Consider the following 15,575-nt stretch of genomic DNA (forward strand, 5'->3'; position numbering starts at 1 on the left):
TCGTTACTCCAGCACGCTCGTACCGCGAACCACAAGCGCCGGCACGATGGTCTCGTCGACGGGCGTCCCTGCTTCGCCCACCAAGGTTTCGATCAGATGTGCGGCCGCACGCGCGCCCATCTCCGCCATTTGAACCCGCATGGTGGTGAGCGAGAGATATCGCGCGAGCGGAACATCATCGAAGCCGCCAACCGCCACGTCGGCCGGCACCCTTCGTCCAGCCGCTCGCAGCGCATGCAGAACGCCAAGCGCCATCATGTCATTCGCCGCGAACACGGCGTCGAAAGGGACATTGTCGGCAAGCATTGGATTGATTGCGTCTGCGCCAGATTGCTCAGTGAAGTCGCCGTGCGTCACGCGGAGCTCAACCTGGGCGGGAAGAGCAGCGCTACAACCCTCCAGCCGCTCCCGCGCATCAGAGTTGACGGCCGGTCCGGCAACATGAACGATACGTCGCCGACCCTGCTCTATCAGATGGCGGATCATCGCCGTTGCGCCGGCGCGGTTGTCGACCCGCAGCCTGCCTTCCTTCGTCTCCACGTGCGTATTGATCGTCACGGTCGGCATGTTTGACGGCAACATGGCCGCGAGCGCCAACGGATCGACGTTCGGGGCCATCAGAACGAGCCCGTCGATACGCCCCCGCATTGCGCGTAGCGCCTTCAACGCATGATCCGTGTCGGGCTGAATATTTGAAAGAAGAAGGTGGTACCCGCGCGCACTTGCCTCTCGGTCCATGCCGCGGATCATTTCGGAAAAGAATTCACTGTGTAGATCCGGCAGCACTACGCCGATTGCATGTGTTCGCGAGAGGCTGAGGCTTCGCGCGCCGGCGTGCGGCACATAACCAAGGTCATCCACCGCGGCGAGCACGCGAGCGCGCGTTTCCGGATGAACATTGGCGGCGCCGTTCAGGGTTCTGGATACTGACGCGACCGAGACAGAAGCGAGGCGCGCCACGTCCCGGATCGTGGCCCCTGTCATTTAACTCCTCTCCAGCAGTGCGGGTAAGTCGCAACAACCTACGGAACCGGTTACAGCCGCGCAACGATCATGACGCGGCTCTACCGTCAACGAAACGATTAGCTGCCCTTCGCGGATCAGCTGCCCACCCACTCCGACCGGCGGATCCCTTGCGCCCAAAGAAGTGCGGTCAGATCATTATTGTCGATGCGAGCCGCTGCGGCGGCAGCGACGACTGGCTTGGCACGATAGGCGACACCCAGACCGGCGATGTCGATCATTGCCAGATCATTGGCTCCATCGCCCACTGCCAGCGTAAGCTCTTCCGCAAGGCCGAGTTCGGCGCGCGCCTCTCTAAGCGTCCTTTCCTTGGTCGACGAATCCACGATAGGCTTCGAAACCGTCCCGGCCAGTACCCCCTTACCCACCTCAAGAACGTTCGCGATGGCTCGGTCGAAGCCAATGTCCGCTGCAACGGGCTCCGCAAATGCGGTGAACCCGCCCGACACAAGAATGGTCTTGGCGCCACGCGATCGCATCGTGCGAACCAGCGTACGCGCGCCCGGCATCAGGCGCACGCGTTCGTTCCGACACTGCTCGATCGCTGCGGCATCTAGGCCCTTCAGCAAGGCGACGCGCGCGTCTAGAGCCGCCGCAAAGTCCAGTTCGCCACGCATGGCCGCTTCGGTAATTTCCGCGATCTGCGGCTTGATCCCGGCATAATCCGCCAGTTCGTCGATGCATTCGACGGTGATCATGGTCGAATCCATGTCCGCGACCAACAAGCGCTTCTCGCGTCGCTCGCTTGGCTGAACCACCACGTCCACGCCGTCGAACACGCCCTGCAGAGTGGTTCTGGCGGCCACCATGCCCACTTCGAAGCCGATATCAGCCGCATCTCCTTCGTCCAGCCACGCCCAGCCGCTCGGCACGCAACCCGCAGTCGCGAGGCGCTCAACGGCCGACGAGAGGGTCTGGGGCGATAGACGGCCCGCTGCTATCAAGGTTGCAGTGAACAAGAAACTTTCCCTTCCGAAGCTGGCGCTCATCGCAGGGCCTACCGCCAGCGGCAAGTCATCACTGGCCATGGCCGTGGCGCGGCACACAGGCGGCGTGATCATCAATGCCGATGCCAGCCAGGTGTATCGGGATCTGCGCATCATCACCGCACGCCCGACAATCGAGGATGAGAGCGAGGCCGAGCACCGCCTCTACGGCTATATCGGCGGAGCGGAGGCCTGCTCCGCCGCTCGCTGGGCACAGGATGCGCGTGAAACAATCCGCGATCTGATCTCCGACGGCCGGACGCCGATCGTCACGGGAGGTACCGGTCTCTACATGCGCACGTTGCTGGACGGAATCGCGCCGGTCCCTTCGATCGATCCGGCGATCCGAGAAAGCGTGCGCGCATTGCCGGTTTCGGAGGCGCATGCAGCATTGCGTGCCGAGGATCCGCGGGCAGCGGCGCGGCTTGCGCCCACCGACAGCACGCGGGTGGCACGCGCGCTTGAGGTGGTCCGATCCACTGGTCGACCCCTTTCCACTTGGCAGGCAGAGCGGACCGGCGGCATCGCAGATGAGGTGACGGTCTTGCCGATGATCATCCTGCCGGATCGCAAGGAATTATATGAGCGGATCGAAGCGCGGCTGCAGTCGATGTTCACGCAAGGCGCTGTGGAAGAAGTCGCAGCCCTCCTGGAGCAACCGGACGTGCCTCCTGAGGCGCCGATCCGCCGAGCTATCGGCGTGGAGGAGATCGCGACCATGCTTCGGGGCGAGATCACGACGAGCGAAGCCATCTCGCAATCCGTGCTTGCCACCCGGCGCTATGCCAAGCGGCAATTCACGTGGTTCCGCCACCAATTTCCGAGCGACTGGCCACATGTGATAGATCCCAGGCTCGTCAATGTGAAAGAATATTTCAACAACTATCCTTGACGCGCAATTTTAAGCGGCGTAGCGCGCGCCCCACTCCCGCCGTGACCATGCGGCGCCAGTAAAGGAAGGAATTCGACGTGACGGAGAAGAGCGGAGCAGACATCCTGGTCGAGGCGCTGTGCGATCTCGGCGTGGAAGTCATCTTCGGCTATCCAGGTGGCGCCGTTCTTCCGATTTACGACGCGCTTTTCCGCGCAAAGCGCATTCGCCACGTGCTTGTTCGTCATGAGCAGGCCGCCACGCATGCGGCGGAGGGATATGCGCGTTCGACGGGTAAGCCGGGCGTGGTTCTGGTGACCTCTGGTCCGGGGGCGACCAATGCCGTCACGGGCATCACCGATGCGCTGCTCGATTCGATCCCTATGGTCGTCATCACCGGACAGGTGCCCACCGCTTTGATCGGGTCCGATGCCTTCCAAGAGGCAGACACTGTTGGCATCACCCGGCACTGTACCAAGCACAACTATCTGGTGAAGGATCCGGCGCTGCTTGGCGGCGTGATCCATGAAGCCTTCCATATCGCCACGTCCGGGCGGCCCGGCCCGGTCGTGATCGACATACCAAAAGACGTTCAGGTCGCTACAGCCGCTTATCAGAAGCCGGGTCCGATCCAGCACAAGACTTATCGTCCTGCGCTGAAGGCGGATCGCAGCGATATCGAGCAGGCCGTGGACATGCTGGCGGCTGCCGAACGCCCGATCTTCTACACGGGTGGCGGCATTATCAATTCCGGTCCTGCTGCCTCGCAGTTACTGCAGGAGCTTACCCGACTGACAGGCGCGCCGGTCACGTCGACGCTGATGGGGCTCGGCGCCTATCCGTCCAGTTCGCCGCAGTTTTTGGGCATGCTCGGCATGCACGGGACGTATGAAGCCAATATGGCGATGAACCAGGCGGATCTGATCATCGCCATCGGCGCCCGCTTTGACGATCGCGTGACTGGCCGCCTGGACGCATTTTCGCCGTTCAGCCGAAAAGTTCACATCGACGTCGATCGCTCGAGCATCAACAAGACGGTGCGCATCGATCTGGGCATCGTCGCCGACGCCGGCCATGCGATGGAAGACATGCTGCGCATCTGGAAGGCCCGTCAGCATCCAAAACCTGACACAGCCGAGTGGTGGCGCCGCATTCAAGGCTGGCGCGCCGTGCAGAGCCTCAACTTCCCGCAGGATGACCAGGTCATCATGCCGCAGCGCGCGATCAAGGCGCTATGGGAGGCCACAAACGCACGCGAGCCGATCATCACCACCGAAGTAGGGCAGCACCAGATGTGGGCCGCGCAGCATTTCGGCTTTGAAAAGCCGAACAAGTGGCTGACGAGCGGCGGGCTGGGCACCATGGGTTACGGCCTGCCGGCGGCGATTGGCGCACAGCTTGGCAATCCCGGTGCCCTGGTGATCGACATCGCTGGCGAGGCCTCGATCCAGATGAACATCCAGGAGCTGGCCACGGCGACGCAATATCGCCTGCCGGTAAAGGTCTTCATCTTGAACAACGAGTATATGGGCATGGTCCGGCAGTGGCAGGAACTGACCTACGAGAGCCGCTACGCCGAAAGCTATTCGGATTCGTTGCCCGATTTCGTGAAGCTGGCGGAAGCATATGGGTGGAAGGGCATTCGGATCGAGCATCCGGACCAGCTTGATGCCGGCATTGCGGAAATGCTCGCCCATGACGGGCCGGTGATGGTGGATTGCATGGTGGCAAAGCTTGCCAATTGCTTCCCCATGATCCCGAGCGGCGCCGCCCACACGGACATGATCCTGCAGGCGAACGAAGTATCGGGCACCATGGACGATGAGGCCAAGGCGCTGGTCTGAACCAGCTCACCCCAGCTCCTATCGCTTCCACGCCCACTTATTCTCCCCACCCCTCCCGATCACGGGAGGGGAGAAGGACTCCACAGTGCACATCAAATCCGAAGCAGCCGAGCGGCACACGCTTGCCGTCATCGTGGACAATGAGCCCGGCATCCTGGCCAGGATCGCCGGCCTGTTCACCGCCCGCGGCTACAATATCGAAAGCCTGACGGTGAGCGAGATCACCGCCGACAAGGCAGTCAGCCGGATCACGATCGTCACGTCGGCCAGCAAGCCGATGCTGGAACAGATCGTGGCGCAGCTCGACCGGCTGGTGCCGGTCCACAAGGTCCGCGACCTTACCGCGGAAGGCGCGCATGTCGAGCGCGAGCTGGCGCTGGTGAAGGTCCGCGGAGTCGGTGACCACCGGATCGAGGCGCTGCGCCTCGCCGATGTTTACCGTGCGCGGGTCGTGGATGCGACGACATCCAGCTTCGTCTTCGAAGTCACTGGTGGGATCGAGAAGATCGACAAATTTGTCGAGCTGATGGGCGAAGTCGGCCTGATTGAGGTCGCTCGCACCGGCGTCGTCGCCATCGCCCGCGGCAAGGAGGCCGCGTAGCAAGCTTTCCGTCATCCCCGCGTGGAATCCCCATCAACCTAGTACTTTGATGGGGCTCGCAGGCGGGGATCCATAATCACTGACCGCAGCGGGTATGGAGTCCCGCCTCCGCGGGAATGACGAAGGGGTACTATAATGCGTGTCTATTACGATCGTGACGCCGATCTGAACCTGCTGACGACCAAGAAGATCGCGATTGTCGGTTACGGCAGCCAGGGCCATGCCCATGCCCAGAACCTGCGCGATAGCGGCGTGAAAGACGTTGCGATCGCCCTTCGCGATGGTTCGGCCACGGCGAAGAAGGCCGAGGAAGCCGGCTTCAAGGTGCTATCGAACAAGGAAGCCGCTGGCTGGGCGGACATCCTGATGATCCTGGCGCCGGACGAGCATCAGGCGGCGATCTGGGAGAATGATTTGAAGGGCAACATGAAGCCGGGCAGCGCGCTCGCCTTCGCCCATGGTCTGAACGTCCACTTCGGCCTGATCGAAGCGCCGGCAGATCTCGACGTGATCATGATCGCGCCCAAGGGCCCAGGCCACACCGTGCGCAGCGAATATACCAAGGGTGGCGGCGTCCCTTGCCTTATCGCCGTTCACCAGGATGCCAGCGGCAACGCACACGATATCGCGCTTGCCTATGCTTCCGGCGTCGGCGGAGGGCGCTCGGGCATCATCGAGACGAACTTCAAGGAAGAGTGCGAGACCGACCTGTTCGGCGAGCAGGCCGTGCTGTGCGGCGGCATCACTCACCTCATCCAGGCCGGGTTCGAGACGCTGGTCGAGGCGGGCTACGCCCCCGAGATGGCCTACTTTGAATGCCTGCACGAAACCAAGCTGATCGTTGACCTGCTGTATGAGGGCGGCATCGCCAACATGCGCTATTCGATCTCGAACACCGCCGAATATGGCGACATCACCACCGGCCCGCGGATCATCACCGACGAGACCAAGAAAGAGATGAAGCGTGTCCTCGCCGACATTCAGTCGGGCCGCTTCGTCAAGAACTTCGTGCTCGACAACCGCGCCGGCCAGCCCGAGCTGAAGGCGGCGCGCAAGGCCGCCGCGGCGCATCCGATCGAGCAGGTCGGCAGCAACCTGCGTGCGATGATGCCGTGGATCGGCGCCAACAAGCTGGTCGACAAGGCCAAGAACTGACGCAAGGGCAAACGTGGGGTGTTGTGGCTGCCGACGCGCGCCACATCACCCCTGCCGGCTCGCGATCCTCGACCGCAAAGCTCCGCGAACACAAAAAAATTACCCGTTCTGAAGATCTCTCGCCGCATTGTTCCCGCCGGCGTTAGCGACTAGGCGTCGCGACGATGCGGGCGGCGCCTTCCCCCTACGCGACGTACCGGGCGCGCCCCTCCTGGCGAAGTCGCGCGACGTCAATCGCTCTGGCACTGGTGATCGTCGGATTGCTCATCTGGGTCTTGATCCGGATGGGGGGCCTGCCGTCTTTTAGCCCCGGCGACGGTCGCTCACTCGCGACATTTGACGTTCGCGGAGCGGGACCAACAGCCGAGCGGAGCGAGCAGCGTAGCGAAACGCGACCGCGCGAACAGCAGCAGCGCGCGGAGGCGCCGACGCACGCGCCGCCCCCTGCTCCACCGCTGCCGCCAGCGCCAATCCAGCTTCCCGGCGTGATCAATCTCTCGCGTGCGGAATTCGCCGGATCAGACATCGGCCGTATCGCGTCGGCGCCGCCTGCGGTTGGCGACACCGGCGGCGGTTCGTCCGCCATGGCCGGCGGCGGCAGCCAGGGGATGCCGGGCGCAGCACCGGGCGGGGAGACGCTGTACGCGGCCGAATGGGTGCGCGAGCCCACACGCGCGGAACTCGTGACCTACATGCCGCCGCGTCGAGAGAGCGGATGGGGAATCATCGCCTGCCGCACAGCGGAGCGCAATCGTGTTGAGGATTGCCGTGAAATGGGGGAGACGCCCGGTTCCGGCATCGCCCGCGGTCTACGGCGCGCCTCCTGGCAGTTTCTGGTCCGCCCGCCGCGCACGAACGGAAAGCCGATGATCGGCGTCTGGGTGCGGATCACTTTTGATCTGACGGTCGGGATCGAAAAATAATCGAAACGAGTTGTTTTGCGTGAGGAGCTTTCCCGCCGCAGCGCGTTGTGGTTTCAAACGCGAAACGGTTCGGGAGCCTTTATCATGCGCATCGCACACGCCTTCCTTCTCTCCGCTCTTCTAACTGGCGCCGTCGTTGCCCAGCAGGCACCCAGCAGCGCTCCCGGAACGAAGAACGTCGCGGCCATCAGCGGTGGAACCTATACGGCAGATGCTGGCCACACCTTGGTTGAGTGGACCGTCGATCACCTCGGCTTCTCGCCGTACTTCGGCCTGTTCGGCAACGTCACGGGCACCCTGACCCTTGATCCCAAGAGCCCCGCTGCTGCCAAGGTGGACGTGACGATCCCGGTGGCAGAAGTAACTACTGCAAGCGCCGGCCTGACGAAGCATCTGCTGAAGCCGGCCGACGCGGGCAAGCAGGCTGATTTTTTCGGCGCAGCGCCAGCCCCGGCGCGTTTTGTTTCGACGCAGGTGACGCCAAGCGGAGAGAATGCGCGCATTCAGGGCAATTTGACGCTGAATGGCGTGACCCGGCCGGTCACGCTGGACGCCAGCTTTTACGGTGCGGGCAAGATGCCAGCGCAGATGGGCGGCAAGGAGAATGTCGGCTTTACGGCGACGGGCGTCATCCGTCGCAGCGAGTTCAACATCGGCTACGGCATTCCGATGGTGTCTGACGAGGTAAAGCTGAAGATCACCGCCGCCTTCCAGAAGTAATCGTCACGCGGCGCGTCGGGCAGCGATCAGCCCTTCGAACGTGCCGCGTACCGACGGCGAGGCTCCGGCAAGATACTGACGCATGCGAACATCGAATGCGTCGGCAGTGTCACCGGGGCCTCGTCTCGCCATCTCCCAAGCGCCGAATTCGCGCACCGCGATCGTGCGATCCTGAAGCACGACGATACCGCGGTGACGCGCATCGATCTTGATCCGATTCAGAACCGCCTGAACGGCATCGTCCGCCCCTTCCAGCACCTGAAGGAAGCGGCGCTCATCCGTCCACAGCAGGCCGGTTACGCCGTCCCGACGATTGTTGCGCAGAGAGCTGGAAAGGATGCCGGTGATGTCGATCACGGCACCAGGGGTCGCCGTGCTGATATAGAGGAGCTGTCGCACGCCAAGGTCCCTTCCTGCTTGCCTTCCGACATTCCGGCATTGCGGCGCAAATCGTTACGAAAGCGTCAAATTTCTTTGCCGCTGGACTTCGCTGCCGTGATCGGGCAACCAACGCGAGATGATCCGGGCGAGCGGCCTTCTTCTTCGACTTACGCGCCCTTAGGCGCGAATACCGACGCGTGCCTCTGGGCACCGCGATCCGCCTAAGGGCCAGCTAGAACGACCTGAAAGCCCCATCAGCAGAGCGAGCCCATCATGCTGCGCGATCCATCGACCAAATACCGTCCCTTCCCCATCATCGACATGCCAGATCGGCAGTGGCCGTCGAAGACGATCACCCGCGCACCCCGCTGGCTGTCGACCGACATGCGTGACGGCAATCAGGCACTCATCGATCCGATGGATGCCGAAAAGAAGACCCGCTTCTTCGACCTGCTGGTCAAGGTCGGGCTGAAGGAGATCGAAGTTGGGTTCCCTTCCGCGGGCCAGACCGAGTTCGATTTCATCGCCGGACTGATCGCCGATGATCGTGTGCCGGAAGACGTGCTTGTGCAGGTGCTGACGCAATCCCGGCGCGACTTGATCGAAACCAGTTTCCGCAGCCTGGACGGGGCACATGCCGCCATCGTTCACCTCTACAACGCGGTAAGCCCGGCATGGCGCCGGATCGTCTTCGGTATGAGCCGCGAGGAAGTGAAGTTGATCGCGGTCGAGGGTGCGAAGGTTTTGCGCGACGAGGCGGCAAAGCGTCCGAACACCGTATGGCATTTCGAATATAGTCCGGAGACCTTCTCGACCGCCGAGGTGGATTTCAGCATCGAGGTGTGCGCAGCGGTGATGGACGTTCTCCGCCCAACGGCAGAACGGCCGCTGATCCTGAACCTGCCGGCGACGGTCGAATGCGCGACGCCGAATATCTATGCGGACCAGATCGAGTATTTCGGGCGCCACATTCCGAACCGGGAAGCGGTGGTGATCAGCCTTCACACTCACAATGATCGTGGCACCGGTGTCGCTGCGGCCGAGCTTGGGCTGATGGCCGGCGCTGACCGGGTGGAAGGTTGCCTGCTGGGTAATGGCGAGCGTACCGGCAATTGCGATCTCGTGACTGTTGCGCTCAACATGTACACACAAGGGATTGATCCAGGGCTGGATCTTTCGGACATCGACGGCATCGTCAAGACGGTGGAATATGCCACCAACATTCCGGTGCACCCCCGCACGCCCTATGCCGGCGATCTCGTGTTCACCGCCTTTTCGGGCAGCCATCAGGACGCAATCAAGAAGGGGTTTGCCGCACAAGCTTCCCGCAACGACGGTTATTGGGAAGTGCCTTATCTTCCGATTGATCCCGCCGACCTCGGTCGCAGCTACGAGGCTGTGATCCGGGTCAACTCCCAGTCGGGCAAGGGCGGCGTTGCGTGGGTGATCGAGCAGGACAAGGGCCTGAAGCTGCCGAAGCGGCTGCAGGCCGACTTCAGCCGACACGTTCAGGCGCTGGCGGACGAAACCAGCCGGGAGTTGAACGCAGCGGACATTTGGGGAGCGTTCGAGCGGACCTATCTTCCGGGTGATCGTGACCGTTTCGTTCTACGCGACTATGAGGAGACCGGCACCGCAGGCGATCGACTGTTTATTGGTCGCATCGCAATTGATGGGGAGGAACGGTCGCTTTCTGGACGTGGCAATGGCCTCATCTCCGGTGTGATCGCCGCTCTTACCGAATCGACGGGCCCCGCGCTCGACGTGGTCGATTATGCCGAACATGCCATTGGGCACGGCGCCGGGGCGCAGGCCGCCGCCTATATCGAGTGCCGCACCGTGGACGGACAGACCATCTGGGGTGTCGGGATCGATACCGATATCGCAACCGCGAGCGTCCGGGCGGTCCTGAGTGCCGCGAACCGCGCGCAGTAGTGAACCCGTTTGCTGCCGCCTAATCCCGTGTTGCCGCTGCCTCGCTCCTGTTGAGCTTGGCGGCGGCACCAGGCTGAAGCTCAGGCGTGGCTACCTTGTAGTGCCAAGTGACTTGGACCTTCAGCGCCGGCGGATGATCTCGCAGCCGACGCGAGCATCCGGATAGACGTCCAGCTTCATTGAACGAACCGTGACCGCCCGCACGCGGCTGTCAGCAAGACACAGGTCAGCCACCGCTTCCACCAGTGTCTCCTGCAGCGCAAACCCTGGGCCGGAAGCCAGCTGATGGATGCCGTCCCGCAAGAAATCATAGTCGAGCACTTCAGAAATCGCGTCAGCGGAGGGCGCTGCCGCGTAAGCCACAGTCATCTCGACGGAGAGGCGTACGCGCTGCGGCTCTGCCTCATGTGGATGGATGCCAAGGCGCATCGCTACGTCGAACTGGTCCAGAATGATCGAGTATTCAGCCACCCGGTGCAATCCGCTCCCTACCTTCGAACATCACATCACCCTTCCGCTTCAGGAAGCGCTGGCCGCTGTCGACATAAAGCGTCTGCCCGGTCACACTGGTCGCGTCCAGAAGGTAAACGACGGCCGCCGCAACCTGGTCCGCGCCAACGGGCCGACGCAGCAAGTTTTCGCGCGCGACACGGTCGAACTCGTCCGCGCTTTGATCGCCGCTCGGCAGCGTCAGGCCGGGAGCAATGGCATTGACGCGAATTCGCGGTGCGAAGGCCATCGCCATCATGTCCGTCGCACCGGAAAGTGCATATTTGCTCAGTGAATAGGAGAAGAAGTCCGGATTCGGATTTTGGAGCTTCTGGTCCAACAGATTTACCACGGCGCCAGCCTCGAGATCCGGTTGCGCCGCGAGCGCAGCGGTGAGCACGGCCGGTGCGACACAATTGACCGCGTAGAGCCGCGACGCCAGCCTCGGATCAATCGCCTCGGGGCGATCTTCCTCGAACTGTGAGGCGCTATTGATAAGCGCGTGAATCGGTCCGCCGGCCACGGCACGTGCCCGCTCGAACAGATCGGTGAGACGTGCCGTTTCCGCCAGATCGCCCGGAACCACGGCTCCATCCAATTCTTCGGCAAGCGCGCACGCTGCGGCCGACGATGATCCATAGTGAACCACCACGCGCCAATCCGCGCCGGCACAGGCGCGAACGATGGCCGCACCCAGCCGTTTCGCTCCCCCCGTGACCAGAACATTGCGCGTCATGCGCGCCCTTGCATGCCCATCAGCGCGAGCACTTCCTTGCGACTGCGCTCGTCGTCGCGGAACACGCCCATCATCCGACTGGTGACCATCGACACGCCAGGCGTCCGCACCCCGCGCGCCGTCATGCAGGCATGGCTCGCCTCGATGACGACCGCGACCCCCTGCGGCTTCAGTCCGTTCCAGATGCAGTCGGCTACCTCTGCGGTAAGTCTCTCCTGCACCTGCAAACGACGGGCGAAGGCATGAAGCACTCGCGCCAGCTTCGAGATGCCAACCACGTGATTTTTCGGCAGATACGCGATGTGCGCGCGGCCGATAATGGGCGCCATGTGATGTTCGCAGTGCGATTGAAACGGAATATCTTTCAAAAGAACAATCTCGTCATAACCACCCACCTCTTCAAAGATTCGCGAGAGGTGGTGTGACGGATCCTCCGAATAGCCGGCGCAATACTCCTTCCAGGCACGCGCCACCCGTCGTGGCGTATCGATCAGCCCCTCGCGAGAGGGATCATCTCCGGCCCAGCGGATCAGCGTTTGTATCGCATCTGCAACATGATCTGGAACCGCGATCTTCCCGTCCTCGGAAACAATATCGCCATCCTCCGGAGAGCTTTCTGAAATCATCTACGACCAACCTTTGTGCATTGCGGCGAAACCGATGCTGCATCGAAGCATAGGTTTAACTCAGCTACTGTTCCATTTCAGACACAACTGCGCGCCTGGCAATTAAATCCTTTCGAAATGTGTTTGACGAACGAAATTTTCTGACGCTAACTTCCATACCGGACCATCAAACACCGTGACACCGCCATAGAGCGGGCATGGGTCCCAGGAGGGGAGATCGATGAGAAAATCCTATTTGCTTGCTGCTTCCGCTATCGTGATCGTGGCCACAACGCCAGCACATGCGCAAACCGGAGCCACAACCTCGGCTCAGGATACCGCGCCGACTAATGGCCCCGGCCAAGAGGTTCGCACTTCAGAGCCTCAGTCCAGCGCTGGAAGTTACGCCGACATCGTCATCACGGCCCAGCGCCAGTCGCAGCGGCTTCAGGACGTGCCGATCGCCGTCTCGGCGTTTACCGCCGAGAACCTTGAAAAGCAGCAGATCGTCAATCCGCTTGCTTTGCAGCAGACTCTGCCGAACGTAACCTTCACCAAAGGCCAGTTCGCCACGAATACCTTCACCATCCGAGGCATCGGCGACCTTTGCGTTGGCGTGACCTGCGACTCCGCAACAGGCATTGCACTGAACGAACAGCCGGTCGGCGGACGTATTCTGGAAGGTGAATTCTACGATATCGAGCGAATCGAGGTCCTGCGTGGCCCGCAGGGCACCCTGTTCGGGCGCAATGCGACTTCCGGTGTCGTGAACATCATCACTGCAAAACCTGATCTTTCCGGCTTCCACGCCGCGGGCGAGTTCGAATACGGCAACTACGATTCGAAGCGCGTCAAGGGCATGATCAATCTTCCGCTAACAGAGACGATCGGCGTTCGCGTTGCCGGTTACTATCTCAACCGCGACGGATACATCAAGAATACCTATACCAACACCAGCTTCGATGGCCGGGACATGTATTCGTTCCGCGGCACATTGTCCTGGGAGCCGTCACCGGACACTCGCGTAGACCTCATTGCATACTACAGCCGAGAGGACGACGATCGCTCGCGCCTGCAGAAGCAATTGTGCGATCGTGATCCTACCGGCATTCTCGGCTGTCTTCCCACCCGCCGAGACTTCGGCACCCCGAACGCCAATGCGACCCTTGGCGGCGCCACGGAATCGATCCAGGGACTTCCGCTATTCCTTGCAGACGCCTCTGTGGCGTTGTCGACGAGCAACCCGGCCTATGTTCCGACCTTCCTCGCCACGCTGGCCGCCACCCGGCCGATGCTGGCGCCCTTTGGTCTGGGCAGCATCGGCAGCCCGGGCATACCTGCCACGCCGGATGCCTTTGCCAATGCTGTGAACCCGCGCGACTTGCGCACGGTCACAGCGGATTATCTGCCGACCTGGAAGACCGAGGACCAGATCTACACGCTCAAGGCGTATCACAATTTCGGCAACATCGCGGTGAGCCTGACGGCCGGTCACTCGCGCAGCAAGCTGAACGCCACCTCTGACTATAACCTTGCCGTAAACGGTCTGGGCGCGAATGCTCCCGGTTTTGCCACGCTGGAGGCGGTCGGCAATCCTGCATCGCCGCTGTACAATCCGCTGTTCGCCGGACTGCGCAATGCACTGATCCCCAACGGGCCGCAGGGCGGCATCTGCCAATCCGACGGCGGCCCCAGCGGCGTCGGCGTATATGGCGGCGAGACGATCGGCTGCTTTCCTCAGAGCCTCGATTTCGACCGATCCAGGTCTAACTCGAAGGGCTGGGTCGGCGAAGTGCATGTGGACAGCTCCTTCGATGGGCCGTTCAACTTCCTCCTCGGCGGTATCTATACGAACGCCGTCGCCCGTGACATCGACTATTATGTTAACAACGTCGGCCTCGATTATCTGTCGGGTCTGATTGGCACGATCTCTGGTGCGGGCGCCGGTCGCACGACCAGTTCGTTCCTGGCATCACCATTTTTCCGCAGCAATTCGGACCGCTTCGAGCTCGACTCCTACGGCATCTTTGGCGAAGCATATTTCGAGTTCAATGATCAGCTGAAACTGACACTCGGCGCCCGGTACAACAACGACAAGAAATACGTGCGTGCGCGTACCACCTTCGCCAACGCCCTTCTCCCGATCGGCACCACGGATGCCAATCCGGCCTTTGACAGCGGCGCAGCTGATTTCGACGCAACCATCCCGGGGGCGCAGCCGTGGGCAGAGGCACGCGTAAGCTACTCGCGCATGACGGGCCGCGCGGTGCTTGATTACCAGATCACGCCGGACAACCTCATCTATGCCTCTTATGCGCGTGGCTACAAATCAGGCGGCATCAATCCGCCTCTGTCCCCGCTGTTCGCCGTGCCGACCACGTTCCGGCCGGAAACGGTGGACTCCTTCGAGATCGGCAGCAAGAACACCTTTGGCAATGGCGCGCTGCGCCTCAACGTCACTGGCTTCTACTACAAGTACAAGGACCTGCAGCTTACCCGCATTGTTGCGCGTACTTCGGTCAACGACAATATCAGCGCAAATATCTACGGCGTCGAAGCGGAAGCGATCCTCAGCCCGACGCCGGCGTTCGTGATCAACACGAACTTCAGCTATCTTAAGACAGAGGTGTCGCAGGATCGTCTGCTTACCAATCCACGTGATGTTTCCGGCGGCCGCTCCGACGCCGTGATCGTCAAGGATATGGCGGCTGCATACAATTGCGTGGTGCTGCCGACGACAGCTGGCAATGCGGCTGCGTCTCGCGGGTTCGTGGATGCGAGCAATGCACTGCTCGGATTGAACGGCACCGTTCCGCTGCTTGCCAACGGCACATACGGTGCATTCAGCGCCTGCAAGTTCCTGCAAGCGCAACAGCTCGCCACCAATGCGCCCGTTTCGGTTTTGCTCGACGGCAATCCGGTGAGCGTGAAAGGCAATCGCCTGCCGAATAGCCCGACGTTCAAGTGGTCGGTAGGCGCACAGTACACGATCGACATCGGGGACTACACCCTCGTGCCCCGCGCCGACCTGAACTACACTGGCGACCAATATGGCACGATCTTCAACCTGAATCCGATCGATCGAATCCCTGGCTATGAGGTGGTCAATGCCCAGGTTCAGCTGAACGGGCCGGACGACAAATTCTACATCCGGGCATTCGTCAGTAATCTGACCGGCAATGACGCCATCACCGGCCTTTTCGTCACGGATCAGTCTTCGGGCCTGTACACGAACGTGTTCACTGTGGAACCGCGGCGCTACGGCGTCGCGGCAGGCTTCAAGTTTTAAGCGTATCCGCTCCGGCC

At 61.8% G+C, this 15,575-nt stretch carries 14 protein-coding genes; 8 read left to right on the forward strand and 6 right to left on the reverse strand.

The features are described from left to right. Positions 1-3 precede the first annotated feature (3 nt). Both BMX36_RS04530 and serB read right to left on the reverse strand, forming a co-directional pair. Positions 4-984, reverse strand: coding sequence for a LacI family DNA-binding transcriptional regulator (locus BMX36_RS04530; protein WP_066780353.1), 981 nt, complete (start codon positions 982-984; stop codon positions 4-6). 116 nt (positions 985-1,100) lie between these two features. Next, positions 1,101-1,982 carry a phosphoserine phosphatase SerB gene (serB, locus tag BMX36_RS04535; RefSeq protein ID WP_093063818.1) on the reverse strand — a complete coding sequence of 294 codons (882 nt, stop codon included), beginning with the start codon at positions 1,980-1,982 and terminating at the stop codon, positions 1,101-1,103. Here serB and miaA point away from each other — a divergent pair. The 6 genes from miaA (at position 1,975) to BMX36_RS04565 (ending at position 8,123) form a co-directional block, all read left to right on the forward strand. Next, entirely contained in the window at positions 1,975-2,901 is a 927-nt protein-coding gene (gene miaA / locus BMX36_RS04540) for a tRNA (adenosine(37)-N6)-dimethylallyltransferase MiaA (RefSeq protein ID WP_093063819.1), read from the forward strand. The two genes, serB and miaA, sit on opposite strands and share 8 nt — an antisense overlap. A 77-nt stretch (positions 2,902-2,978) precedes the next feature. Further along, positions 2,979-4,724 carry an acetolactate synthase 3 large subunit gene (locus tag BMX36_RS04545; protein WP_093063820.1) on the forward strand — a complete coding sequence of 582 codons (1,746 nt, stop codon included), beginning with the start codon at positions 2,979-2,981 and terminating at the stop codon, positions 4,722-4,724. An 85-nt stretch (positions 4,725-4,809) separates the two neighbouring features. Then, positions 4,810-5,325, forward strand: a complete 516-nt coding sequence (gene ilvN, locus BMX36_RS04550; protein ID WP_066780346.1) for an acetolactate synthase small subunit — start codon at positions 4,810-4,812, stop codon at positions 5,323-5,325. Between the two features lie 135 nt (positions 5,326-5,460). Further along, positions 5,461-6,480, forward strand: a complete 1,020-nt coding sequence (gene ilvC / locus BMX36_RS04555) for a ketol-acid reductoisomerase (protein WP_093063821.1) — start codon at positions 5,461-5,463, stop codon at positions 6,478-6,480. 164 nt (positions 6,481-6,644) lie between these two features. After that, positions 6,645-7,403, forward strand: coding sequence for a hypothetical protein (locus tag BMX36_RS21600; protein WP_177179018.1), 759 nt, complete (start codon positions 6,645-6,647; stop codon positions 7,401-7,403). Between the two features lie 84 nt (positions 7,404-7,487). Further along, the gene (locus BMX36_RS04565; protein WP_066780342.1) at positions 7,488-8,123 is read left to right on the forward strand and encodes a YceI family protein; all 636 of its coding nucleotides are present in this window, start codon (positions 7,488-7,490) and stop codon (positions 8,121-8,123) included. A gap of 3 nt (positions 8,124-8,126) precedes the next feature. Here BMX36_RS04565 and BMX36_RS04570 read toward each other — a convergent pair whose 3' ends face one another. Beyond that, complete coding sequence (locus tag BMX36_RS04570) at positions 8,127-8,522, reverse strand: BLUF domain-containing protein (RefSeq protein WP_066780340.1); 396 nt, start codon at positions 8,520-8,522, stop codon at positions 8,127-8,129. A gap of 255 nt (positions 8,523-8,777) precedes the next feature. Here BMX36_RS04570 and leuA point away from each other — a divergent pair, with 255 nt between their 5' ends. Beyond that, on the forward strand, positions 8,778-10,439 hold the full coding sequence (leuA, locus tag BMX36_RS04575) for a 2-isopropylmalate synthase (RefSeq protein ID WP_093063822.1): 1,662 nt from the start codon (positions 8,778-8,780) through the stop codon (positions 10,437-10,439). A gap of 120 nt (positions 10,440-10,559) precedes the next feature. Here the strand turns inward: leuA and BMX36_RS04580 are convergent, their stop codons facing one another. From BMX36_RS04580 to folE, 3 genes are read right to left on the reverse strand one after another with little or no spacing between them, the layout of a single operon-like run. Further along, positions 10,560-10,910, reverse strand: a complete 351-nt coding sequence (locus tag BMX36_RS04580; protein ID WP_093063823.1) for a dihydroneopterin aldolase — start codon at positions 10,908-10,910, stop codon at positions 10,560-10,562. Then, complete coding sequence (locus BMX36_RS04585; RefSeq protein WP_093063824.1) at positions 10,903-11,664, reverse strand: SDR family oxidoreductase; 762 nt, start codon at positions 11,662-11,664, stop codon at positions 10,903-10,905. Before BMX36_RS04585 ends, BMX36_RS04580 begins: the two co-directional genes overlap by 8 nt. Then, positions 11,661-12,290, reverse strand: a complete 630-nt coding sequence (gene folE, locus BMX36_RS04590) for a GTP cyclohydrolase I FolE (protein WP_066780332.1) — start codon at positions 12,288-12,290, stop codon at positions 11,661-11,663. Before folE ends, BMX36_RS04585 begins: the two co-directional genes overlap by 4 nt. Positions 12,291-12,510: 220 nt before the next feature. Between folE and BMX36_RS04595 the strand changes: the two genes are divergently transcribed. Next, the gene (locus BMX36_RS04595) at positions 12,511-15,558 is read left to right on the forward strand and encodes a TonB-dependent receptor (protein ID WP_093063825.1); all 3,048 of its coding nucleotides are present in this window, start codon (positions 12,511-12,513) and stop codon (positions 15,556-15,558) included. Positions 15,559-15,575: the final 17 nt, after the last annotated feature.

This window comes from Sphingomonas sp. OV641 (genome assembly GCF_900109205.1).
Classification (GTDB): domain Bacteria; phylum Pseudomonadota; class Alphaproteobacteria; order Sphingomonadales; family Sphingomonadaceae; genus Sphingomonas.

Excerpts from the sequence above, each read along its gene's own strand:
- leuA (WP_093063822.1), top strand. The coding sequence starts at position 8,778 with ATGCTGCGCGATCCATCGACCAAATACCGTCCCTTCCCCATCATCGAC.
- BMX36_RS04565 (WP_066780342.1), top strand. The coding sequence starts at position 7,488 with ATGCGCATCGCACACGCCTTCCTTCTCTCCGCTCTTCTAACTGGCGCC.
- BMX36_RS04585 (WP_093063824.1), bottom strand. The coding sequence starts at position 11,664 with ATGACGCGCAATGTTCTGGTCACGGGGGGAGCGAAACGGCTGGGTGCG.
- BMX36_RS21600 (WP_177179018.1), top strand. The coding sequence starts at position 6,645 with ATGCGGGCGGCGCCTTCCCCCTACGCGACGTACCGGGCGCGCCCCTCC.
- BMX36_RS04595 (WP_093063825.1), top strand. The coding sequence starts at position 12,511 with ATGAGAAAATCCTATTTGCTTGCTGCTTCCGCTATCGTGATCGTGGCC.
- ilvC (WP_093063821.1), top strand. The coding sequence starts at position 5,461 with ATGCGTGTCTATTACGATCGTGACGCCGATCTGAACCTGCTGACGACC.
- folE (WP_066780332.1), bottom strand. The coding sequence starts at position 12,290 with ATGATTTCAGAAAGCTCTCCGGAGGATGGCGATATTGTTTCCGAGGAC.
- BMX36_RS04530 (WP_066780353.1), bottom strand. The coding sequence starts at position 984 with ATGACAGGGGCCACGATCCGGGACGTGGCGCGCCTCGCTTCTGTCTCG.